The sequence below is a fragment of the Chelatococcus sambhunathii genome, from assembly GCF_001418005.1.
Classification (GTDB): Bacteria; Pseudomonadota; Alphaproteobacteria; order Rhizobiales; family Beijerinckiaceae; genus Chelatococcus_A; species Chelatococcus_A sambhunathii.
The window spans coordinates 63388-80439 of sequence record NZ_LIOL01000005.1 but is presented as its reverse complement, the minus strand read 5'-3'; the positions used below and the strand labels follow the sequence as shown (position 1 = coordinate 80439).

The 17052-nt window shown below is 69.7% G+C and carries 14 protein-coding genes; 3 read left to right on the top strand and 11 right to left on the bottom strand.

The genetic code is table 11. The annotated features are described in order from the left end of the window. Nucleotides 1–65 precede the first annotated feature (65 nt). The 9 genes from ASC46_RS11430 to ASC46_RS11390 all read right to left on the bottom strand — a co-directional run bounded on the left by ASC46_RS11430 (nucleotide 66) and on the right by ASC46_RS11390 (nucleotide 10469). Nucleotides 66–1271: an ABC transporter substrate-binding protein gene (locus ASC46_RS11430; RefSeq protein WP_055459446.1), complete on the bottom strand. Its 1206-nt coding sequence runs from the start codon at nucleotides 1269–1271 to the stop codon at nucleotides 66–68. A 48-nt stretch (nucleotides 1272–1319) separates the two neighbouring features. Then, the gene (locus ASC46_RS11425) at nucleotides 1320–1904 is read right to left on the bottom strand and encodes an amino acid synthesis family protein (RefSeq protein WP_055459445.1); all 585 of its coding nucleotides are present in this window, start codon (nucleotides 1902–1904) and stop codon (nucleotides 1320–1322) included. Then, complete coding sequence (locus ASC46_RS11420) at nucleotides 1901–2485, bottom strand: amino acid synthesis family protein (RefSeq protein ID WP_055459444.1); 585 nt, start codon at nucleotides 2483–2485, stop codon at nucleotides 1901–1903. Before ASC46_RS11420 ends, ASC46_RS11425 begins: the two co-directional genes overlap by 4 nt. Further along, a complete protein-coding gene (locus ASC46_RS11415) occupies nucleotides 2478–3398 on the bottom strand; it encodes a UPF0280 family protein (RefSeq protein WP_055459443.1) in 921 nt (306 codons plus the stop codon). The genes ASC46_RS11420 and ASC46_RS11415 overlap by 8 nt, the downstream gene beginning before the upstream one ends. Beyond that, nucleotides 3395–4888, bottom strand: a complete 1494-nt coding sequence (locus ASC46_RS11410) for a hypothetical protein (protein WP_055459442.1) — start codon at nucleotides 4886–4888, stop codon at nucleotides 3395–3397. The genes ASC46_RS11415 and ASC46_RS11410 overlap by 4 nt, the downstream gene beginning before the upstream one ends. 1 nt (nucleotide 4889) lies before the next feature. Beyond that, on the bottom strand, nucleotides 4890–7679 hold the full coding sequence (locus ASC46_RS11405; RefSeq protein ID WP_055459441.1) for a molybdopterin-dependent oxidoreductase: 2790 nt from the start codon (nucleotides 7677–7679) through the stop codon (nucleotides 4890–4892). Nucleotide 7680: 1 nt separating this feature from the next. Further along, the gene (locus ASC46_RS11400; RefSeq protein ID WP_055459440.1) at nucleotides 7681–8532 is read right to left on the bottom strand and encodes an FAD binding domain-containing protein; all 852 of its coding nucleotides are present in this window, start codon (nucleotides 8530–8532) and stop codon (nucleotides 7681–7683) included. Nucleotides 8533–8789: 257 nt separating this feature from the next. Then, entirely contained in the window at nucleotides 8790–10037 is a 1248-nt protein-coding gene (locus ASC46_RS11395; RefSeq protein ID WP_055459439.1) for a TIGR03862 family flavoprotein, read from the bottom strand. Nucleotides 10038–10043: 6 nt separating this feature from the next. Then, nucleotides 10044–10469, bottom strand: coding sequence for an Lrp/AsnC family transcriptional regulator (locus ASC46_RS11390; RefSeq protein WP_055459438.1), 426 nt, complete (start codon nucleotides 10467–10469; stop codon nucleotides 10044–10046). A gap of 125 nt (nucleotides 10470–10594) precedes the next feature. On the opposite strand from ASC46_RS11390, the gene ASC46_RS11385 reads away from it, so the two are divergent. Beyond that, entirely contained in the window at nucleotides 10595–11710 is a 1116-nt protein-coding gene (locus ASC46_RS11385; protein ID WP_055459437.1) for a saccharopine dehydrogenase family protein, read from the top strand. Nucleotides 11711–11810: 100 nt separating this feature from the next. Here the strand turns inward: ASC46_RS11385 and ASC46_RS11380 are convergent, their stop codons facing one another. Further along, on the bottom strand, nucleotides 11811–12596 hold the full coding sequence (locus ASC46_RS11380) for an SDR family oxidoreductase (protein WP_055459635.1): 786 nt from the start codon (nucleotides 12594–12596) through the stop codon (nucleotides 11811–11813). Nucleotides 12597–12771: 175 nt separating this feature from the next. Between ASC46_RS11380 and ASC46_RS11375 the strand changes: the two genes are divergently transcribed. Together ASC46_RS11375 and pncB are read left to right on the top strand one after the other, a co-directional pair. Then, nucleotides 12772–13902 carry an NAD(P)/FAD-dependent oxidoreductase gene (locus tag ASC46_RS11375; RefSeq protein WP_055459436.1) on the top strand — a complete coding sequence of 377 codons (1131 nt, stop codon included), beginning with the start codon at nucleotides 12772–12774 and terminating at the stop codon, nucleotides 13900–13902. Nucleotides 13903–14004: 102 nt separating this feature from the next. Beyond that, nucleotides 14005–15297, top strand: a complete 1293-nt coding sequence (gene pncB, locus ASC46_RS11370) for a nicotinate phosphoribosyltransferase (RefSeq protein WP_055459435.1) — start codon at nucleotides 14005–14007, stop codon at nucleotides 15295–15297. A 9-nt stretch (nucleotides 15298–15306) separates the two neighbouring features. Here the strand turns inward: pncB and ASC46_RS11365 are convergent, their stop codons facing one another. Further along, a complete protein-coding gene (locus ASC46_RS11365; protein WP_055459434.1) occupies nucleotides 15307–16905 on the bottom strand; it encodes a peptide chain release factor 3 in 1599 nt (532 codons plus the stop codon). Nucleotides 16906–17052: the final 147 nt, after the last annotated feature.

Below are 17052 nucleotides of genomic sequence, written 5' to 3'. Positions count from 1 at the left end.
CGAGCGCGAGGGGAACAGCCGCTCTCGTTACGGCAGCGGCGCTCCCCGAGGCCTCAGCCGCAACTTCATCCCTGCGGCCGGAGCCGCTTCACGTCCTCTTCGGACGGCAGGTAGTTCGCGCCGTCGCGATAGACGGAATCGACCATCACGCCCTTGCCGTCGCGCACATCGGTCTTGCCGACATAGGCGCCGAGCGTCGACTGGTGGTCGGTCGCCCGGAAGACGATCTTGCCGAAGGGCGTGTCGACCTCGACGCCCTTGGCGGCGGCGACGAGCTTGTCGGTCTCCGTCGAGCCGGCCTTGGCGAGGACGGCCGCGACCGCCTTCATCGTGCCGTAGCCGACGATGGAGCCAAGGCGTGGATAATCGTTGAACTTCGCCTGGTAGGCCTTGAGGAAGGCGTCGTGTTCCGGCGTCTTGATGTCGTACCAGGGGTAGCCGGTGACGATCCAGCCCTTGGGAGTCTCGTCCTTGAGCGGGTCGAGATATTCCGGTTCGCCGGTGAGGAAGCTGACGACCGAACGGTCCTTGAAGAGACCGCGGGTGTTACCCTCGCGCACGAATTTCACCAGGTCGGCGCCGAAAGTGACGTTGAGGATGGCTTCGGGTTTCGACGCGAGCAGGGCCTGCGCCACCGCGCCGGCGTCGATCTTGCCTTGCGGCGGCCACTGCTCGTCCACCCATTCGATGTCCGGGCGGGCCTTCGAGAGAAGCTCCTTGAACACGGCGACGGCCGACTGGCCGTATTCGTAGTTCGGCGCCACCGTCGCCCAGCGCTTGGCCGGCAGCTTGGCCGCCTCTTCGGCCAGCATCGCCGCCTGCATGTAGTTGGAGGGACGCAGGCGGAAGGTGTAGTCGTTGCCCTTGGACCAGGTGATGGCGTCCGTCAGCGGCTCGGCCGCCATGAAGAACACCTGCTTCTGCTTGGCGAAATCGGCCACGGCCAGGCCGATGTGCGAGAAGAAGGTGCCGGTGATGAGCGCCACGCCCTCGCGCGAGACGAGCTCGTTGGCAGCCGTCACGGCCTCGGCCGGCTTGCCGGCGTCGTCCTTGGAAATGACGACGAGCTTCTTGCCGTCGACGCCGCCCTTGGCATTGATCTCCTCGATGGCGAGCTGCCAGCCCTTGCGGTAGGGCTCGGTGAAGGCCGGCAGGGCCGAATAGCTGTTGATCTCGCCGATCTTGATCTCGCCCTGGGCTCGGGCGACGCCGGTGGCCGCGACAATGGCCAGGGCTGCAAAGGCTACCGATTTTCGCAATCTCGTCCGCATGTGCTCTCTCCCGTTGTCGTCCGCGCCCGTCCCCTCTGGTCTGGACCGTCAGCGCAAGCCGTCCTCACCCTTGATCTCTTGTTTCGTCAGCCCGCCGACGCGCGGCAGCGGTCGGCCGGAATCGGTGACGGCGACCGCCACCAGGATTTCGCCGGCCCGCGGCGCGTCATTGAGGCTCACCTCCATGCCGTCGAAGTGGCTGCGCACATAGGCGGCATCCTTGTGGCCGAGCGGGATGTCGAGCACCGCGCCCGGCCCGCCTCGCTTCTTCGACGAAGGAATGAGGGCCGCACCCTTGCCCAGCACCTTGCGCACGGGTGTGCCCATGCGCGGGTGCAGGATGGCGGCGGCGTGCTCCAGTTCCCCGTTCTCGCCGACGAGAGCGGCCTTACCGTAGCTCTCGGCCGCAGTCCCCTCGATGCCCAGCGCCGCGACGGCCTTCTCCGCCAGGAGACCGCCGAGCTCCTCGCCGATGTCCATGAGCTCGCCGAGGTCCTCGACATAGCGCCCGGCAAAGGGGTTCTCGATCACGGCGACAGCCGCGGCCTTTCGGGTCGGCGGGCTCACCAGCCGGCCCATCTCGGTGTGGGTTTCCTCGACGAATGTCGCGATCTTGCGGATCTTCGCCTTCATCTCAGGCCGTCCTCTCCCTTGATCTCGCTCGCCTTCAGCCCGCCGACACGGGCGTGGATGCGCGGCCCCGTCGTCATGACGAGAATGACCGCCATCTCGTCGGCGCGCGGGGAATCGGGGATGCCCACCTCCATGGCGTCGAAATGGCTGCGCACGTAGGAAGCGTTGATGTGCGTGACCGGCACGTCGAGGCGCGCGCCCGGCCCGCCGACCTTCTTTGTCGAGGGCACGATGGCCTTGGCATCGCCCAGAGCCTCGCGCATGGCATAGCCGCCGGGCACGTGCCACAGCGCGCCGTGCTCCAATTCGCCCGCGGCGCCGACGATGGCGCCCTTGCCGTAGCCCTCGATCGCCGCGACGTCGCCGCCGAGGGCGGCGATGAGGTCCCGCGCCATGGCGAGGCCGAGGGGCTTCAGGTCGTCCATGAAGCCGGCGATGTCCTCGACATGGCGGCCGGCGAAGGGATTGGCGATCACGGCGACGATGGCGCCGCGCTTGAGGGGCCTTGCGGCCGGCCGGCCGCCCTCGTGGAAGATCTCCTCCACCGTGATCAGGCGCTTGCGGACATCGACGTCAGGCATGGATCGGACCCGTCTCCCGGAAAGTGTCAGCCAGCCGCGGCGCGGGCGCCGCGACGGTGGGTGCGGCCGGCAGCGAGCCTACCGTTCGCGTGTGACCTTGCAAATGCAATGCCGCGGCAACGATCAGTCCGCGGTGGAGAAGCGCCTGCGCGAAGCCGCAGCCGGCGTCGAGCGCCGCCGCGATGTCGATGGCGTCGAGGCAGCGCACGGCGCGCGTCACCGGGCGCTCGCCGAGGTCGCTCTCCGGCGCGAGGGCCGAGGCGGGCACGCGCATGACGGCGGGATGGCCCGGCAGGTCGACGGCGTTGGCGATCATGGTTGCGGCCGCATCCGCCGCCGCCGCGTCGCGGGCGAGCACGGTGACCGCGTCGGCGATGCCCAGCGAGAAGCTGCGCCCGTGCCGGCCGCTCGTCGCGATGCCGCCGACGCCGTGCGCAGCGGTGAGGCTGAGGGTGCCGAAGAGGCCCGGCTCGTCCGGTCTGTCGACCATGCCGATGGAGAAGGTGCTGCCCGCGCTAAGATGGAGCGCGATGTCGCCGCCGTTGTTGACATAGGCCTTGTCGAGCCGTGCCACGGTGAGCATGGCGGCGAGGACCTCGTCCGCATCGGCGCCGGCAACGGCCGCCATGGGCGTGATGAAGCCAGCCCCCGCATAGGGCATGACGGCTCCCTGCATGCGCCGCGCGACGGTGCCGGCGAGCGGCGGATCGCCGGGGCGCGCCTGCCGCCGCAGGGCCGGCAGTTCGGCGCACAGCTCGTCGAGCAGGGTCGCGAAGCGCCGCGCGGCCGCCTCGTAGGCGCGCGCCACCTCGCCCGCTTCGCCGAAGGCCTCGATGACGAGGTCGATCGGGCCGTGCTGCAGGTGCAGCCGGCGCCCGTCGGGCAGCATGCGGGCGGTGGCGGCGTCCCTCATCCGTGCGACCTTTTCGCCTTCTGCGGCGACAGCGGCCAGGGATTGTCCAGGCGGTGCGGCACCTGCCGGCGCGCCTCGCCCGGCTCGAGCGACGAAACCGGACGGACCTCGCCCATATGGCCGCCGAGCGCCTCGTAGTCGCTCAGCCGCATGGTGAACTCGATGGGCGCGACGAGGGCCGGTGTCGGCACGTAGCCGAAGGCGTTCTCCGGCACGCGCGTCACGTCCACCATGAAGGTGATGCCGCCGCCAGGCCAGACATAGACCGGAGCGCCGCCGCAGGTGACATAGGTGAGCGCGTCCTTGACGGAGAGGGTGAGGCGAACTGGGTTCTCGGTGACGCCGGCGCGCAGCGAGCCGCCGGCCCCGCCCATGAAGAGCACGGTGCACAGGGCGGGCTCGCAGTTCTCCTTGATGCGCTCGACCGACTGGCTGAGCGCCTCGGGCAGCGCGCGCTCGACCGGCGTGAGCGCCTCGTCGAGCTCGTAATAGGCATGGTGCTCGCCGGTGGTGGAGACCATGAGGAGCCGGAGGCCCGGTCGCGCCACCTCGGGATCGAAGGGGCCGAGGATCGACAGGGGATCGGAGATGTTGGTGCCGCCCCAGCCCGTGCCCGGCTCCGCCACCTGGAAGTAGCGGCCCGGGGTCGAGCGCCGGCCCTTCATCTTGATGCCGGTCTCGGGGATGTCGAGCAGCTTGCCGGCCTGGTGCTCGGAGAGAACGCCGGTGATGTGATCGTCGACTACCACCACCTCGTCGACCTTGCCGTGCCACTGCTTGGCGAACATGCCGATGGTGGCCGAGCCGCAGCCGACGCGCATGCGCTCCTCAGCGACGCCGTTGACGATCGGCGGCTTGCCGGCCTGAACGACGACGGTGGCGCCGTCGTCGATGGTCATTTCCACCGCCTTGCCGTTACACAGGTCGAGCAGCGCGTCGCAGGTGACGCGGCCCTCCTTCTTCGAGCCGCCGGTCAGGTGATGCACGCCGCCGAGCGACAGCATCTGCGAGCCGTATTCGCCGGTGGTGACGTGGCCGACGGCCTCACCCTCGACGCGCACGGTCGCCTGCTCCGGGCCGAGGTGGCGGTCGGTGTCGATCTTCACCTTGACGCCGCAATAGCTGAAGATGCCTTCGGTGACGACCGTCACCATGTCCACTCCGTCCACCTCGGACGAGACGATGAAGGGCGCGGGCTTGTAGTCGGGATAGGTGGTGCCGGCGCCGATGGCGGTAACGAAGGTCTCCTCCCCCTGGACGATGGTGCCGTCCCATTCGCCCCTGTTGAAGGGCACCACGTTGCCGCCCTGGGCGAGCGTACGCTCCAGCACGACGTGCGGGTCGACGCGGACCAACTCGCCCTCGTGGTTGGCGTAGCGGTCGCAGGCACCGGTCATGCCCGGCTTGATGTAGCACATCACGGGGCAGGCATCACAGCGGATCTTGTCGTCCCTGGCCGCGCCCGGGGCGGCCGCCTGGTCGTTCTGCATGTCAGCCTCGTACGCTTCTGGCGGCGAGAATCGCGGCGCGCACCCGGTCGGGCGTTGCCGGCACGCGGCGGATGCGCACACCGGCGGCGTCGTGAATGGCGTTGAGGATGGCCGGGGCGGTCGGGATCAGCGCCTGTTCGCCGATGCCCTTGGCGCCGAAGGGACCGATGGGCGAGGCATCCTCGATGAGAATGGACTCGACCGGCGGCATGTCCCCGGCCGAGGGGACGAGATAGTCGTGCAGGTTCTCCCCCTTGCCAGGGAAGAACTCCTCCATGAGGGCGAGGCCGAGGCCCTGCGCGGCGCCGCCCTCGATCTGTCCCTCGACGAGGGTCGGGTTGATGGCGCGGCCGACGTCGTGCGCCGCGGTGATCTTGAGGGCCTTCACCGTGCCGAGCGCGGTGTCAACCTCGACCTCCACCATATGGGCGCCGAAGCCGTAGACGGCGTAGGGGACGCCCTGGCCGTCGGCATCGAGCGGGCTCGTCGGCGGGTCGAAGGTGGCTTCGCCGGTCAGCAGGTAGCCGTGCTCGTCGGCCGGCAGATCGGCCAGGGCGATGGCGCGCTCGTGGCCGCCGTCGCGCACGGTGACCGTATCGTCGGCGAAAGTGACCGTCGCGCCCTCGCCGGCATTGGCGAGGCGCAGGATGGCGGCGCGCAGCGCGCGGCCCGCGAGTTCGGCGGCCTTGCCGGTCACGAAGGTCTGGCGCGAGGCGGAGGTCTTGCCGCAGTCGGGCGTCAGATCCGTGTCGGCCGAGACGAGGTCGAAGCGGGCAATCGGCGCGCCGAGCGCGTCGGCGCAGATCTGGGTGATGACGGTGTTGGAGCCCTGGCCGATGTCGACCGCGCCCTGATGCAGCCCGATGCGCCCGTCGCGCTTGAGGCCGACGCGGATGGTGGAGGGGTTGGGCAACGAGGTGTTGCCGCAGCCGTACCACATGCCGGCGACGCCGACGCCGCGGCGCAGCCGGCCGTCGTCCTTGCGCTCGCTCGTCGCATTGAAGGCGGCCGCCTCGGCCCGCGCGCGCTGCCAGTGCGGCACGAGGGCTTCGAAACAGGCGCGGATGCCGACGCCTTCGCCGAGCACCTGGCCGGTCACGGTCGGCTGGTCGGCGCGCAGCGCGTTGCGCAGGCGAAATTCCAGCCGGTCCATGCCGATCCTGTCGGCGAGCTCGTCGTAGAGTTGCTCCTGCGCGATGCTCGCCTGCGGCACGCCGAAGCCGCGGAACGCGCCGGCGGGCACCAGGTGCGTGTGCACGGCGCGCGTCAACGCCCGGTAATGCGGCACGTAATAGGGACCGGAGGCGTGCACCGGCACGCGGTTTGCCACCGTCGGGCCCCAGGAGGAATAAGCGCCGGTGTTGAAGTCGCCGTGGAAATCGAGTCCGACGAGCCTGCCGTCCTTCATCGCGCCGGCCCGTGCCCGTATACGCGCCGGGTGGCGCTTCGTGGTCGTCATGATCGACTCGGGGCGCGTGTAGGTCATGCGCACCGGCCGGTCGAGGTGCCACGCGGCGACGGCGACGAAGGGCTGCACCGAGAGGTCGAGCTTGGAGCCGAAGCCGCCGCCGACGGCGGTCGGTATGATGCGCACGGCCTCGGGCGCGATGCCGAGCACCTTGGCGACGTCGTCGCGGTCCATGTAGGGCGCCTGGGTGCAGGCCTGCACCTCGATGCGCTCGCCGACGCGGCGGGCAAAGCCGGCCTCCGGCTCGATATAGGCGTGCTCGACGAAGCCGGTTTCGAATTCGCCGTCGACAACCACGTCGGCCTTCTCGAGCGCGGCCTCGACATCGCCCCTGACGACGCGGCCGCCGACGAGGATGTTGCCCGCGCGGCCCGTGTGCACGAGCGGCGCGTCTTCCGCGAGCGCCGCATCGATCGTCGTATTGGCCGGCAGCTCCTGCCAGGTGACGGGGAAGTCGGACAGGTCGAGCGCGGCCATGGCCGCGGCCTCGCCGACGATGGCCGCCACAGCCTCGCCGCGGAAGCGCGCCTCCGTCTCGGCGAAGACCGGCTGGTCGGCGAAGGGCGGGATGACGCCGTAGCAGTTCTCGCCCGGCACGTCCTTCGCCGTGAAGACGCGCACGATGCCGGGATGGCGGGCGAGGAAGGCGTCGATGTCGCCGAAGGTGAAAGCGGCGCGGTGGTAGGGGCTGCGCACGGCCCGGAGGACGAGCGCATCGGCCGGCGCCTCGTCGGCGCCGAAGATGTCGGTGCCGCGCACCTTTTTCAGCCCGTCGAGACGGCGGATGCGGGCGCCGACGGCCTCGCCGCCCTCCGGCAGCACTTCGGCCCGCGCCTCGGCCGCCACGTCGAGGATGGCGGCGACGATCTTGCGATAGCCGGTGCAGCGGCAGAGCACGCCACCGATGGCGTCGAGCACCTCGACCTCGCCCGGCCGTTCGTTGCGGGCGAGCAGCGCGACGGCGGCGACCAGCATGCCCGGCGTGCAGATGCCGCACTGGGCGGCGCCGTGGCGTAGAAAGGCTTCCTCGAGGCGCCCGGCGACGGGGTGGTCGGTCGGCAGGCCTTCGACAGTAGTGACGCTGCAGCCCTCGACCTGCCCGGCGGCGACGAGACAGGAGCAGACGGCCTCGCCGTCGACGAGCACGGAGCAGGCGCCGCAGTCGCCGGCGTCGCAGCCGACCTTGGTGCCCGTGAGGCCGAGGTCGTCGCGCAGCACCCTGGAGAGGCGCGCGGCGGGCGAGGCGGTGACCTCGACCGTCCGGCCGTTCACGGTGAGGGCGAGGCCGGCGTGGCTCTCGGTTGCGGCAACCCGGTCGAGCATGTCAGGCGGCCTCCTTGGCCGCATCGCGCACGCAGGCTTCGAGCGCGCGGGCGACGAGCGTCTCGGCCGCATCCGCGCGGTAGGCACCGGTGGCGCGCACGTCGTCAATGGGGGAAAGGGGGGCAAGATGCGCGGCCGCGACGGCCGTGCCGATACCGGCCGCGGCCGGCTTGCCGATGAGCGCCGCTTCCAGCGCCGGCAGGCGCTGGGCCACGGCCGAGCAGGAACCCACCGCGACGCGCGCCGCGTCGATGCGGCCCGTCTCGTCGGTGCGCAGCATGGCCGCGACCATGACGATGGAGATGACGAGATAGCGCCGCGCGCCGAGCTTGAGGAAGACGGAGCGGGCATCCGTCATGGCATGGGGCACGAGCACCGCCGTGACGATCTCGTCCTCGCGCCGCTCCGTGCGGCGATAGCCCGAGATGAAGGCGGCGAGCGGCAGGCGGCGGATGCCGGCGCGGGAGGCGAGCTCGACCTCGGCATCGAGCGCGATCAGCGGCGGCACGCCGTCGGCGGCGGGCGAGGCGTTGCAGAGATTGCCGGCGATCGTGCCGCGGTTCTGGATCTGGATGGAGCCGACCTCGCGTGCAGCGGCCTTCAGGGCGTCGAAGCCGCGCGGCAGGTCTGCCCTCGCGACCTCGGTCCAGGTGGTTGCGGCGCCGATGCGCACATGGTCCGGCCCCATGCCGATGCCGCGCAGCTCCGGCAGCGCCGAGATGTCGAGGAAGGGGCGCGCCTGCGGCCGGTCGCCGAGGGCCGGAAAGACATCCGTGCCGCCGGCCAGGACTTGCGCGCCCGTTGTCGCGAGCGCGCCGAGCGCTTCGTCGAGGGTCCGCGGACGGAGGTACATCGATGCCTCCCGAAACTGATGTTCACCCTCTGACGGCATCAGCAATGCCGATCAGTTTTTTGTTGGTATACAAATAATCTGCAACTGGATGAGCGGCACTGTCAAGCGGCAGCCGTCCCGCTTTTTCGGGCAAGGGCGAGGCGTGTCGCATGGCAACTGCCCAAAAGCGCGGCAGGCGCGGCCTGGGGCCCCCTGCACGTCGCTGTGCCTGATGAAGAAAGGATTTCCGATCGCGGCGCCAAGGTCTATGCGGAGGGCTATTTCGGCCCCGCTTCGCCCGACGCTTGCTCTACGCCGAGCCATCGCTGGATGCCCTGGGCAGCGGCCACCCCGGTCGCGAAGGTGGCCTGCAGCAGGTAGCCGCCGGTCGGCGCCTCCCAGTCCAGCATCTCGCCGGCGGCGAAGACGCCGGGCAGGGCCTGCAGCATGAGGTTGTCGTCGAGTGCCTCGCGGCGGATGCCGCCGGCGCTGGAGATGGCGCGGGCGATCGGCCGCGGCGCGGTGAGGGTGAGCGGCAGGGCCTTCGCCGCCTTCGCCAGCGCCGCAGGCTCGGCCGGCAACTCGCCCAGGACCTCCCTGAGGAGATTGACGGCAACGGGCATCAGGCCGCCCGCCTTGCGCAGAAAGGAGGCGGTGGATTGCTTGCCGCGCGGCCGCGCGAGGCGGGCGGCAAGATGCGACGGGCTGAGATCGGGCCTGAGGTCGAGCGTCACCGTCTGCGGGCCGTGCGCGGCGATGGCCTCCCGCAACCGCCCCGACAGGGCATAGATGGCGCCGCCCTCCAGCCCCTCGCGCGTGATGACCGCCTCGCCCATGACGCTCATGCCGTCGAAGCCGATGGCGATGCGCTTCAGCGGCGTGCCGGCGAAGCGCTCGGCGAAATGGTGCGACCACGCATGCTCGAAGCCGCAGTTGGCCGGCGCGAGCGGGGTGAGCGCGACGCCGCGTGCGGCAAGAATCTCCGTCCACGTCCCGTCGGAGCCGAGGCGCGGCCAGCTCGCGCCGCCGAGCGCCAGCAATGTGGCGTCGGGCGCGAGGTGAAGCGCATCGCCGTCCTCCCTCTCGAGGAGGAGGCGTCCGTCCCCGTCCCAGCCCTGCCAGCGGTGGCGCGTCGCCAGGGCCACGCCGAGCCCGTCGAGGCGGCGTAGCCAGGCGCGCAGGAGCGGCGAGGCCTTGAAGCTCTCCGGGAAGACGCGCCCGCTCGAGCCGACGAAGGTCTTTTCGCCGAGCCCCTCGCACCAGGCGCGCAGCGCGGCCGGCGGAAAGGCCTCGATCATCGGGGTGAGCCACGGCTCGGCGGCGCCGTAGCGGGCGAGGAAGGCCTCACGCCCTTCCCCGTGCGTCAGGTTGAGGCCGCCGCGCCCGGCCATGAGGAGCTTGCGCGCCGGCGAGGGCATGCCTTCGTAGACGGTGACGGCAAGGCCGGCCCGCACCAGCTCTTCCGCCGCCATGAGCCCGGCCGGGCCGGCTCCGATGACGGCCACCGTTTTCCTGTTGTCCGTCATGAGGCTCTACCGGCTGATGCGTGTGGACAGGATGATCGAGGACATGGTGCGCTCCACGCCCTCCAGCGCCCCGATGTGGTCGATGAGTTGGTCGAGCTCGGCGATCGAGGGCGCCGCGACGACGGCGATCATGTCGTAGCTGCCGCTGATGGAGTGGAGGGTGCGCACCTCCACGATGCCGGCGAGCGCCTCCTCGACCTTGCGGGCGAACTTGGGCAGCGCCGTGATGAGCACATGCGCGCGCACGAGGCCGCGCTCGTAATCGTCCGCCAGGCGCACCGTATAGCCCGCAACGATGCCGCGCCGCTCCAGCCGCTCGATGCGGCTCTGCACCGTGGTGCGCGACAGCCTGAGGCGCCGCGCGAGATCGGCCGTCGGCGTGCGGGCATTCTCGCGCAGGAGGGCGATGAGCTGGCGGTCGGTGTCGTCCATCGACGTTTCGCAGGAACGAATCGTCGTTTTTACTAAGCGATCTTCGCGTTTCGGCGAAGCGGAATCTTCAATTCGACGGCCAAGGTGCGATCCTGAGGGCAATTGCCAGATGGGGAACCACAGCCATGCGTGACCGCAAAGCCATTCTCGTCGTCGGGGCCGGCAAGATCGGCGCCACCATCGCCGACCTGCTGACGGGCTCCGGCGATTATGACGTGACGGTCGTCGACCGCGATCAGGCCCAACTCGACGCGCTCGACGCTGCCCTGCCCGTTGCCAGGGTCCGGCTCGACATCGCCGAGGACGGAGCGCTCGACCGGCTGCTCCCGGGGAAATTCGCCGTACTCAGCGCCGCGCCCTATCACCTGACGACGCGCATTGCCCAGGCGTCGGCCAAGGCCGGCGTGCACTATCTCGACCTCACGGAGGACGTCGCCAGCACGCGGTGCGTCAGAGAACTCGCGGCGAGTGCGAAGAGTGCGTTCATTCCCCAGTGCGGGCTGGCGCCGGGCTTCATTTCCATCGTCGCCCACGACCTCGCCCGGCGCTTCGACACGCTCGACAGCGTGCGCATGCGCGTCGGTGCCCTGCCGCAATATCCGTCCAACGCCCTCAACTATAACCTCACCTGGAGCACGGACGGCGTCATCAACGAATATTGCGAGCCGTGCGAGGCCATCGTCGAGGGCGAACGGGTCGAAGTGCCGGCGCTGGAGGAGCGCGAGGAATTCTCGCTCGACGGCGTCACCTACGAGGCCTTCAACACCTCGGGCGGGCTCGGCACCCTGTGCGAAACGCTGAAGGGCAGGGTGCGCACGCTCAACTACCGCACCATCCGCTATCCCGGCCACTGTGCCATCATGAAGGCGCTCCTGAATGACCTCGGCCTGCGTCACCGGCGCGAGCTGTTCAAGGACATTCTCGAAAGCGCGCTGCCGACGACCTTGCAGGATGTCGTCGTCATCTTCGTCACCGTAAGCGGGCGCCGGGGCGGACGCCTGGTGCAGGAGACCTACGCCAACAAGATCTACAGCGCGCGCGTCAACGGTATCATCCGCAGCGCCATCCAGATCACCACGGCCTCGGGCATCTGCGCGGTGCTCGACATGCTGGCGACGGGCGAACTGCCGCGGCGGGGCTTTGTGCGACAGGAGGACATCGCGCTCGATGCCTTCCTCGCCAACCGTTTCGGCCGAGCCTACGGACAGTCGGCGCCGCAGCCCCACAGCGCTGCGGCGTGAGCATCCTTCGAACCGTGCGTCATTCCCTCTCCCTGCAGCCGGGGAAAGGGTTCTGACGGCTGCGGCCAGCCCGGCTACCGTTGTTTCTCGCCTTGCCGCCTCAGATGCCGCGGGTCGCGCCGCCGTCGATGCGGATCTTGGCGCCCGTGACGTAGGAGGCTCTCTCGCTCGCGAGAAAGGCGACCACATCGGCGAATTCCTGCGGCGTGCCGTAGCGGCCGGCCGGGATCGTCGCCTTGGAGGCTTCCGCCACCTCCTCTGGCGTCTTGCCCTGGCGCTGCGCATTGGCCGCGTCGAGCTCTTCCACCCGCTCGGTTTCGATGCGCCCGGGCAGCACCACGTTCACCGTCACCCCCTGACCCGCCACCTCGCTCGCCAGCGTCTTCGACCAGCCCACCACCGCCGAGCGGATGCCGTTCGACAGGGCAAGGCGGGGAATCGGCTGCTCGACGCCCGAGGAGGCGATGGTGATGATGCGGCCCCACTTCTTCGCCAGCATGCCGGGCAGGAGGCGCTGGGTGAGATGGAACAGGTTGGCCGCCATCGCCTCGAACTGGACCAGCCAGTCGGCGCGCTTGGCCTCGCGCGCATCGGCCGGCGGAGGCCCGCCGGAATTGTTGACGAGGATGTCAACGCCGCCTTCCGCGATCAGCCGCTCGACGAGCGCCTCGACGCTGACGAGGTCGGCGAGGTCGAGCCGCGCGGCGGTGATGCGCCCGCCGGTTTCGGCCGGCAGGGCCTCGGCCCAGGCCCTGATCTTCTCCTCGCTGCGCGCGGCCGCGACGACGCTCGCGCCCTCTTCCGCCAGCGTGCGGGCGATCGCCGCCCCAAGGCCGCGGCTCGCCCCCAGAACCAGCGCCCGCTTGCCCTTCAGTCCAAGATCCATCGCCATATCTCCTCGTGGCCGGTGCGGCCGCATGTCGGCGCCGTTGTGCCAGCCGGGTGCGGCGCGTGGCAAGCCCGGGCCGGCGGCCCGTGCGAGAAGCGCCTTTCGCGGCGCGCCGGCCACCGCTAGATACGCGCCCAAGGACGGCGCTCGGGCAGGGGAGATTCGGCCGGCGATGAGCGAAGCGGATGATTTTGTCGACGCGATCGTCGTCGGCGCGGGGGTGGTCGGGCTGGCCGTCGCGCGGGCGCTCGCGCTATCCGGCCGCGCGGTCGTGGTGCTGGAGCGCGAGGGTGCCATCGGCACCGGCACGTCCTCGCGCAACAGTGAGGTCATCCACGCCGGGCTTTATTATCCACCCGGAAGCCTGAAGGCGCGCCTTTGTGTCGAAGGCCGGCGCGCGCTCTATGCCTATTGCGCCGCGCGCGGCGTGCCGCACCGCCGTTGCGGCAAGCTGCTGGTGGCGGCGAGCGAGGACGAGATCGCCGCCGTCGCGACGATCGCCGAGCGCGGCCGCGTCAACGGCGCCGAGGACCTCGTCATGATCTCCGGCGCCGAGGCGCGGCGCATGGAGCCCGAGCTGACCGCGGTCGCTGCCCTGTGGTCGCCGCAGACCGGCATCCTCGACAGCCACGCCTACATGCTGGCGCTACAGGGCGACGCCGAGAACGCTGGCGCCGTTGTTGCCCTCAACACGCCCTTCGTCGCGGCCGAGCCTGCTGCCCAAGGGTTTCTCGTCAGGACGGGCGGCGTTGAGCCCATGCGCCTTGCCTGTCGCGAACTCGTCAATGCTGCCGGCCTTTCCGCATCGGACGTGGCGGATTGCATCGCAGGGTTGTCATCGAATGCGGTGCCGCGCACGCACTTCTGCAAGGGCAGCTATTTCATCCTCGCCGGTCGGGCGCCCTTCTCGCGGCTCATCTATCCGGCGCCCAGCGCCCACGGCCTTGGCGTGCACCTGACCCTCGACCTCGGCGGGCAGGCCCGCTTCGGGCCAGATACCGAATGGGTTGACGCCATCCGATACGAGGTCGACGGCGGGCGCCGGGCGGCCTTCGCCGCGGCCATCCGCCGCTACTGGCCCGGCCTCGACGAGGAGGCCCTGTCGCCCGGCTACAGCGGGATCCGCCCCAAGATCGTGGGCGAGGGAGAGCCGGCCGCCGATTTCCGCATCGACGGGCCCCAAACCCATGGAATCGCCGGCCTCGTCAATCTCCTCGGCATCGAGAGCCCCGGCCTCACCGCCTCGCTCGCAATCGCCGACGAGGTTCTGGCGCGCCTCGAGGGAGGACGGCCACCCGCCTAACGCGGCGCCGGCATGCGCGTGCCGTTCTTGCGTGCGACGCAAGGCAAAGCCTAGTTTCGGCACGGGAGAACAGCGAATGAGACGGGCCGACGGAGCCGGAGCATGACGGACATCGCCACACGTGTCTACAATCACAAGTGGAAGATCGACCCGATCATCCGTTCCCTGCTCGACACGGACTTCTACAAGCTGCTGATGGCGCAGACCATCTTCCGGCGCCATCGCGACACCCGCGTCACCTTCTCGATCCTCAATCGGTCGAAGGACATCCGTCTCGCCGAGCTCGTCGAGGAAAGCGCCCTGCGCGAGCAGCTCGACCATGCCCGCAGCCTGAAGCTCACCCGCGGGGAATCGACCTGGCTGCGCGGCAACATGTTCTACGGCAAGCGCCAGATGTTTGCGCCCGAGTTCATCGAATGGCTGGAGGGCTTCCAGCTGCCGGCCTACGACCTGCGGCTGCGCGACGGCCAGTACGAGCTCGAGTTCGACGGACCGTGGCTGGAGACGACCTTCTGGGAAATCCCGGCGCTCGCCATCCTCAACGAGCTGCGTTCGCGCGCCGTACTCGCCGCCATGGGCAAGTTCGAACTGCAGGTGCTCTATGCCCGGGCCATGACTCGGGTATGGGAGAAAGTGCAGCGCCTCAAGGTCCTTCCCGGTCTGCAGATCGCCGATTTCGGCACGCGCCGCCGGCATGGCTTCCTGTGGCAGGACTGGTGCGTGCAAGCGATGATCGAGGGGCTGGGCGATGCCTTTACCGGCACATCGAACTGCCTCATCGCCATGCGCCGGGAGGTCGAGGCCGTCGGCACGAACGCGCACGAACTGCCGATGGTCTATGCGGCGCTCGCCGACAGCGATGCGGAGCTCGCCGCCGCTCCTTACCAGGTGCTGCGCGACTGGCAGGAGGACTACGAGGGCAACCTGCTCATCATCCTGCCCGACACCTATGGCACCACGCATTTCCTGGCCGCCGCGCCGAACTGGGTGTCGAGCTGGACGGGCATCCGCGTCGATTCCAAGGATCCGATCGAGGGCGGCGAGGAGGCGATCCGCTGGTGGCGCGAGCGCGGCGAGGACCCGCGCAAGAAGCTCGCCATCTTCTCGGATGCGCTCGACGTCACCGCCATCGAGCGCATCCATTATCACTTCGCCGGGCGCATGCGCTTCGGCTTCGGCTGGGGCACGCTGCTCACCAACGACTTCCGCGGCTTCGCGCCGGACGGGGCGCTCGATCCCATATCGATCGTCTGCAAGGTGGTTTCGGCCAACGGCCGCCCGGCCGTGAAGCTCTCGGACAATCCCGCCAAGGCCATGGGCCCGGCGGCCGAGGTCGAGCGCTACAAGCGCGTCTTCGAGCTCGAGGAGCGCACCGAGCGGCCGGTGCTCGTGTAGGGGCCGGCCTCAGGCCGCCTTCTTCTGGTAGTCCTTCACGTCCGAGAAGCGGATGGTGGGCCAGCGCTCCTCGTCGTAGCGCAGCGAGAAGGGGCTCGAGGCCATGAAAACCGGCGCCCCGTCGAGGTCGGCGGCCATGGCGGAATTGTTCGCCGTGGCGAACTTGTCGAGCTCGGCCTTATCGTCCGCGCTCACCCAGCGGCAGACGGAGAAACGCGTCGTCTCGTAGGCGGCGTCGAGGCCGTATTCCGTCTTCAGCCGCTCGATCAGCACGTCGAGCTGCAGCGCGCCGACAACGCCGACGATGGCGCCCGAGCCGTCGTTGGGGATGAAGAGCTGCACGACGCCCTCCTCGGCGAGCTGCTCGAGCGCCTCGCGCAGCTTCTTTGCTTTCATCGCATCCTTGATGGAGATGCGCCGCAAGATCTCGGGGGCGAAGCTCGGCACGCCGCGGAAGACGATGTCCTCGCCCTCGGTGAGTGTGTCGCCGATGCGCAGCGTGCCGTGGTTGGGGATGCCAACCACGTCGCCGGCATAGGCCTCGTCCGCCACCGTGCGATCCTGCGCGAAGAAGAACTGCGGCGCATTGAGGCTGATAGCCTTGCCGGTGCGCACGAGCTTGGCCTTCATGCCGCGGGTCAACCGTCCGGAGCACACGCGCATGAAGGCGATGCGGTCGCGGTGATTGGGGTCCATGTTCGCCTGGATCTTGAAGACGAAGCCAGTCATCTTCGGCTCGTCGGCCTCGACCGTGCGCTTGTCCGCCTCCTGCCCGCGCGGGGAGGGGGCATAGGCCGCCATGGCATCGATGAGCTCGCGGATGCCGAAGTTGCGCAAGGCGCTGCCGAAGAAGACGGGCGTCAGGTGCCCCTCGCGGAAGGCGGCGAGGTCGAAGGGCTTCAGCGCGGCCTCGGCGAGCATCGCCTCCTCCTGCCAGGCCCCGGCCTCGTGCGCCGGCAACAGTGCTGCCACAGCCGAATCCTCGGCGCCGCTGACCGTCATGGTCTCATCGTCGGCGATACGCCGCACCGTCTTCGTGCCGAAGGTGTAGGTGCCGGCGAAGCTCTTGCCGGCGCCGATCGGCCAGTTGATGGGGGCGGTGTCGAGCGCCAGCGTCTTCTCGATTTCGTCGAGCAGGTCGAAGGGGTCGCGACTCTCGCGGTCGAGCTTGTTGACGAAAGTGACGATGGGGATGTCGCGCAGGCGGCACACCTCGAAGAGCTTGCGCGTGCGCGCCTCGATGCCCTTGGCCGCGTCGATGACCATGACGGCGGCATCGACGGCGGTGAGCGTGCGGTAGGTGTCCTCCGAGAAGTCCTCGTGACCCGGCGTGTCGAGCAGGTTGAACACGCAGCCGCCGTACTCGAAGGTCATCACCGAGGTGACGACCGAGATGCCGCGTTCGCGCTCGATGCCCATCCAGTCCGAGCGCGTCTGCACGCGGTTGCGCTTGGCCTTGACCTCGCCGGCGAGCTGGATGGCGCCGCCGAAGAGCAGCAGCTTCTCGGTGAGCGTCGTCTTGCCCGCATCCGGGTGGGAGATGATGGCGAAGGTGCGCCGCCGCGCGATGGGGTCGGCGGGCCCGCCGTTGACGAGGGGGCTATGCATGGGACATCGAAAAATTTTGCGGCGGCGGATGGCAGGGAGGACAGGCCTCGCCGGCTCCGGCAGCCTGGAACCACGGTTGGCGCGTTCTTCCCAGCCATTGGCGGCCGTGTCAATGGCGGGGATTGACGGAGTGTCCGGCGCGCCGGA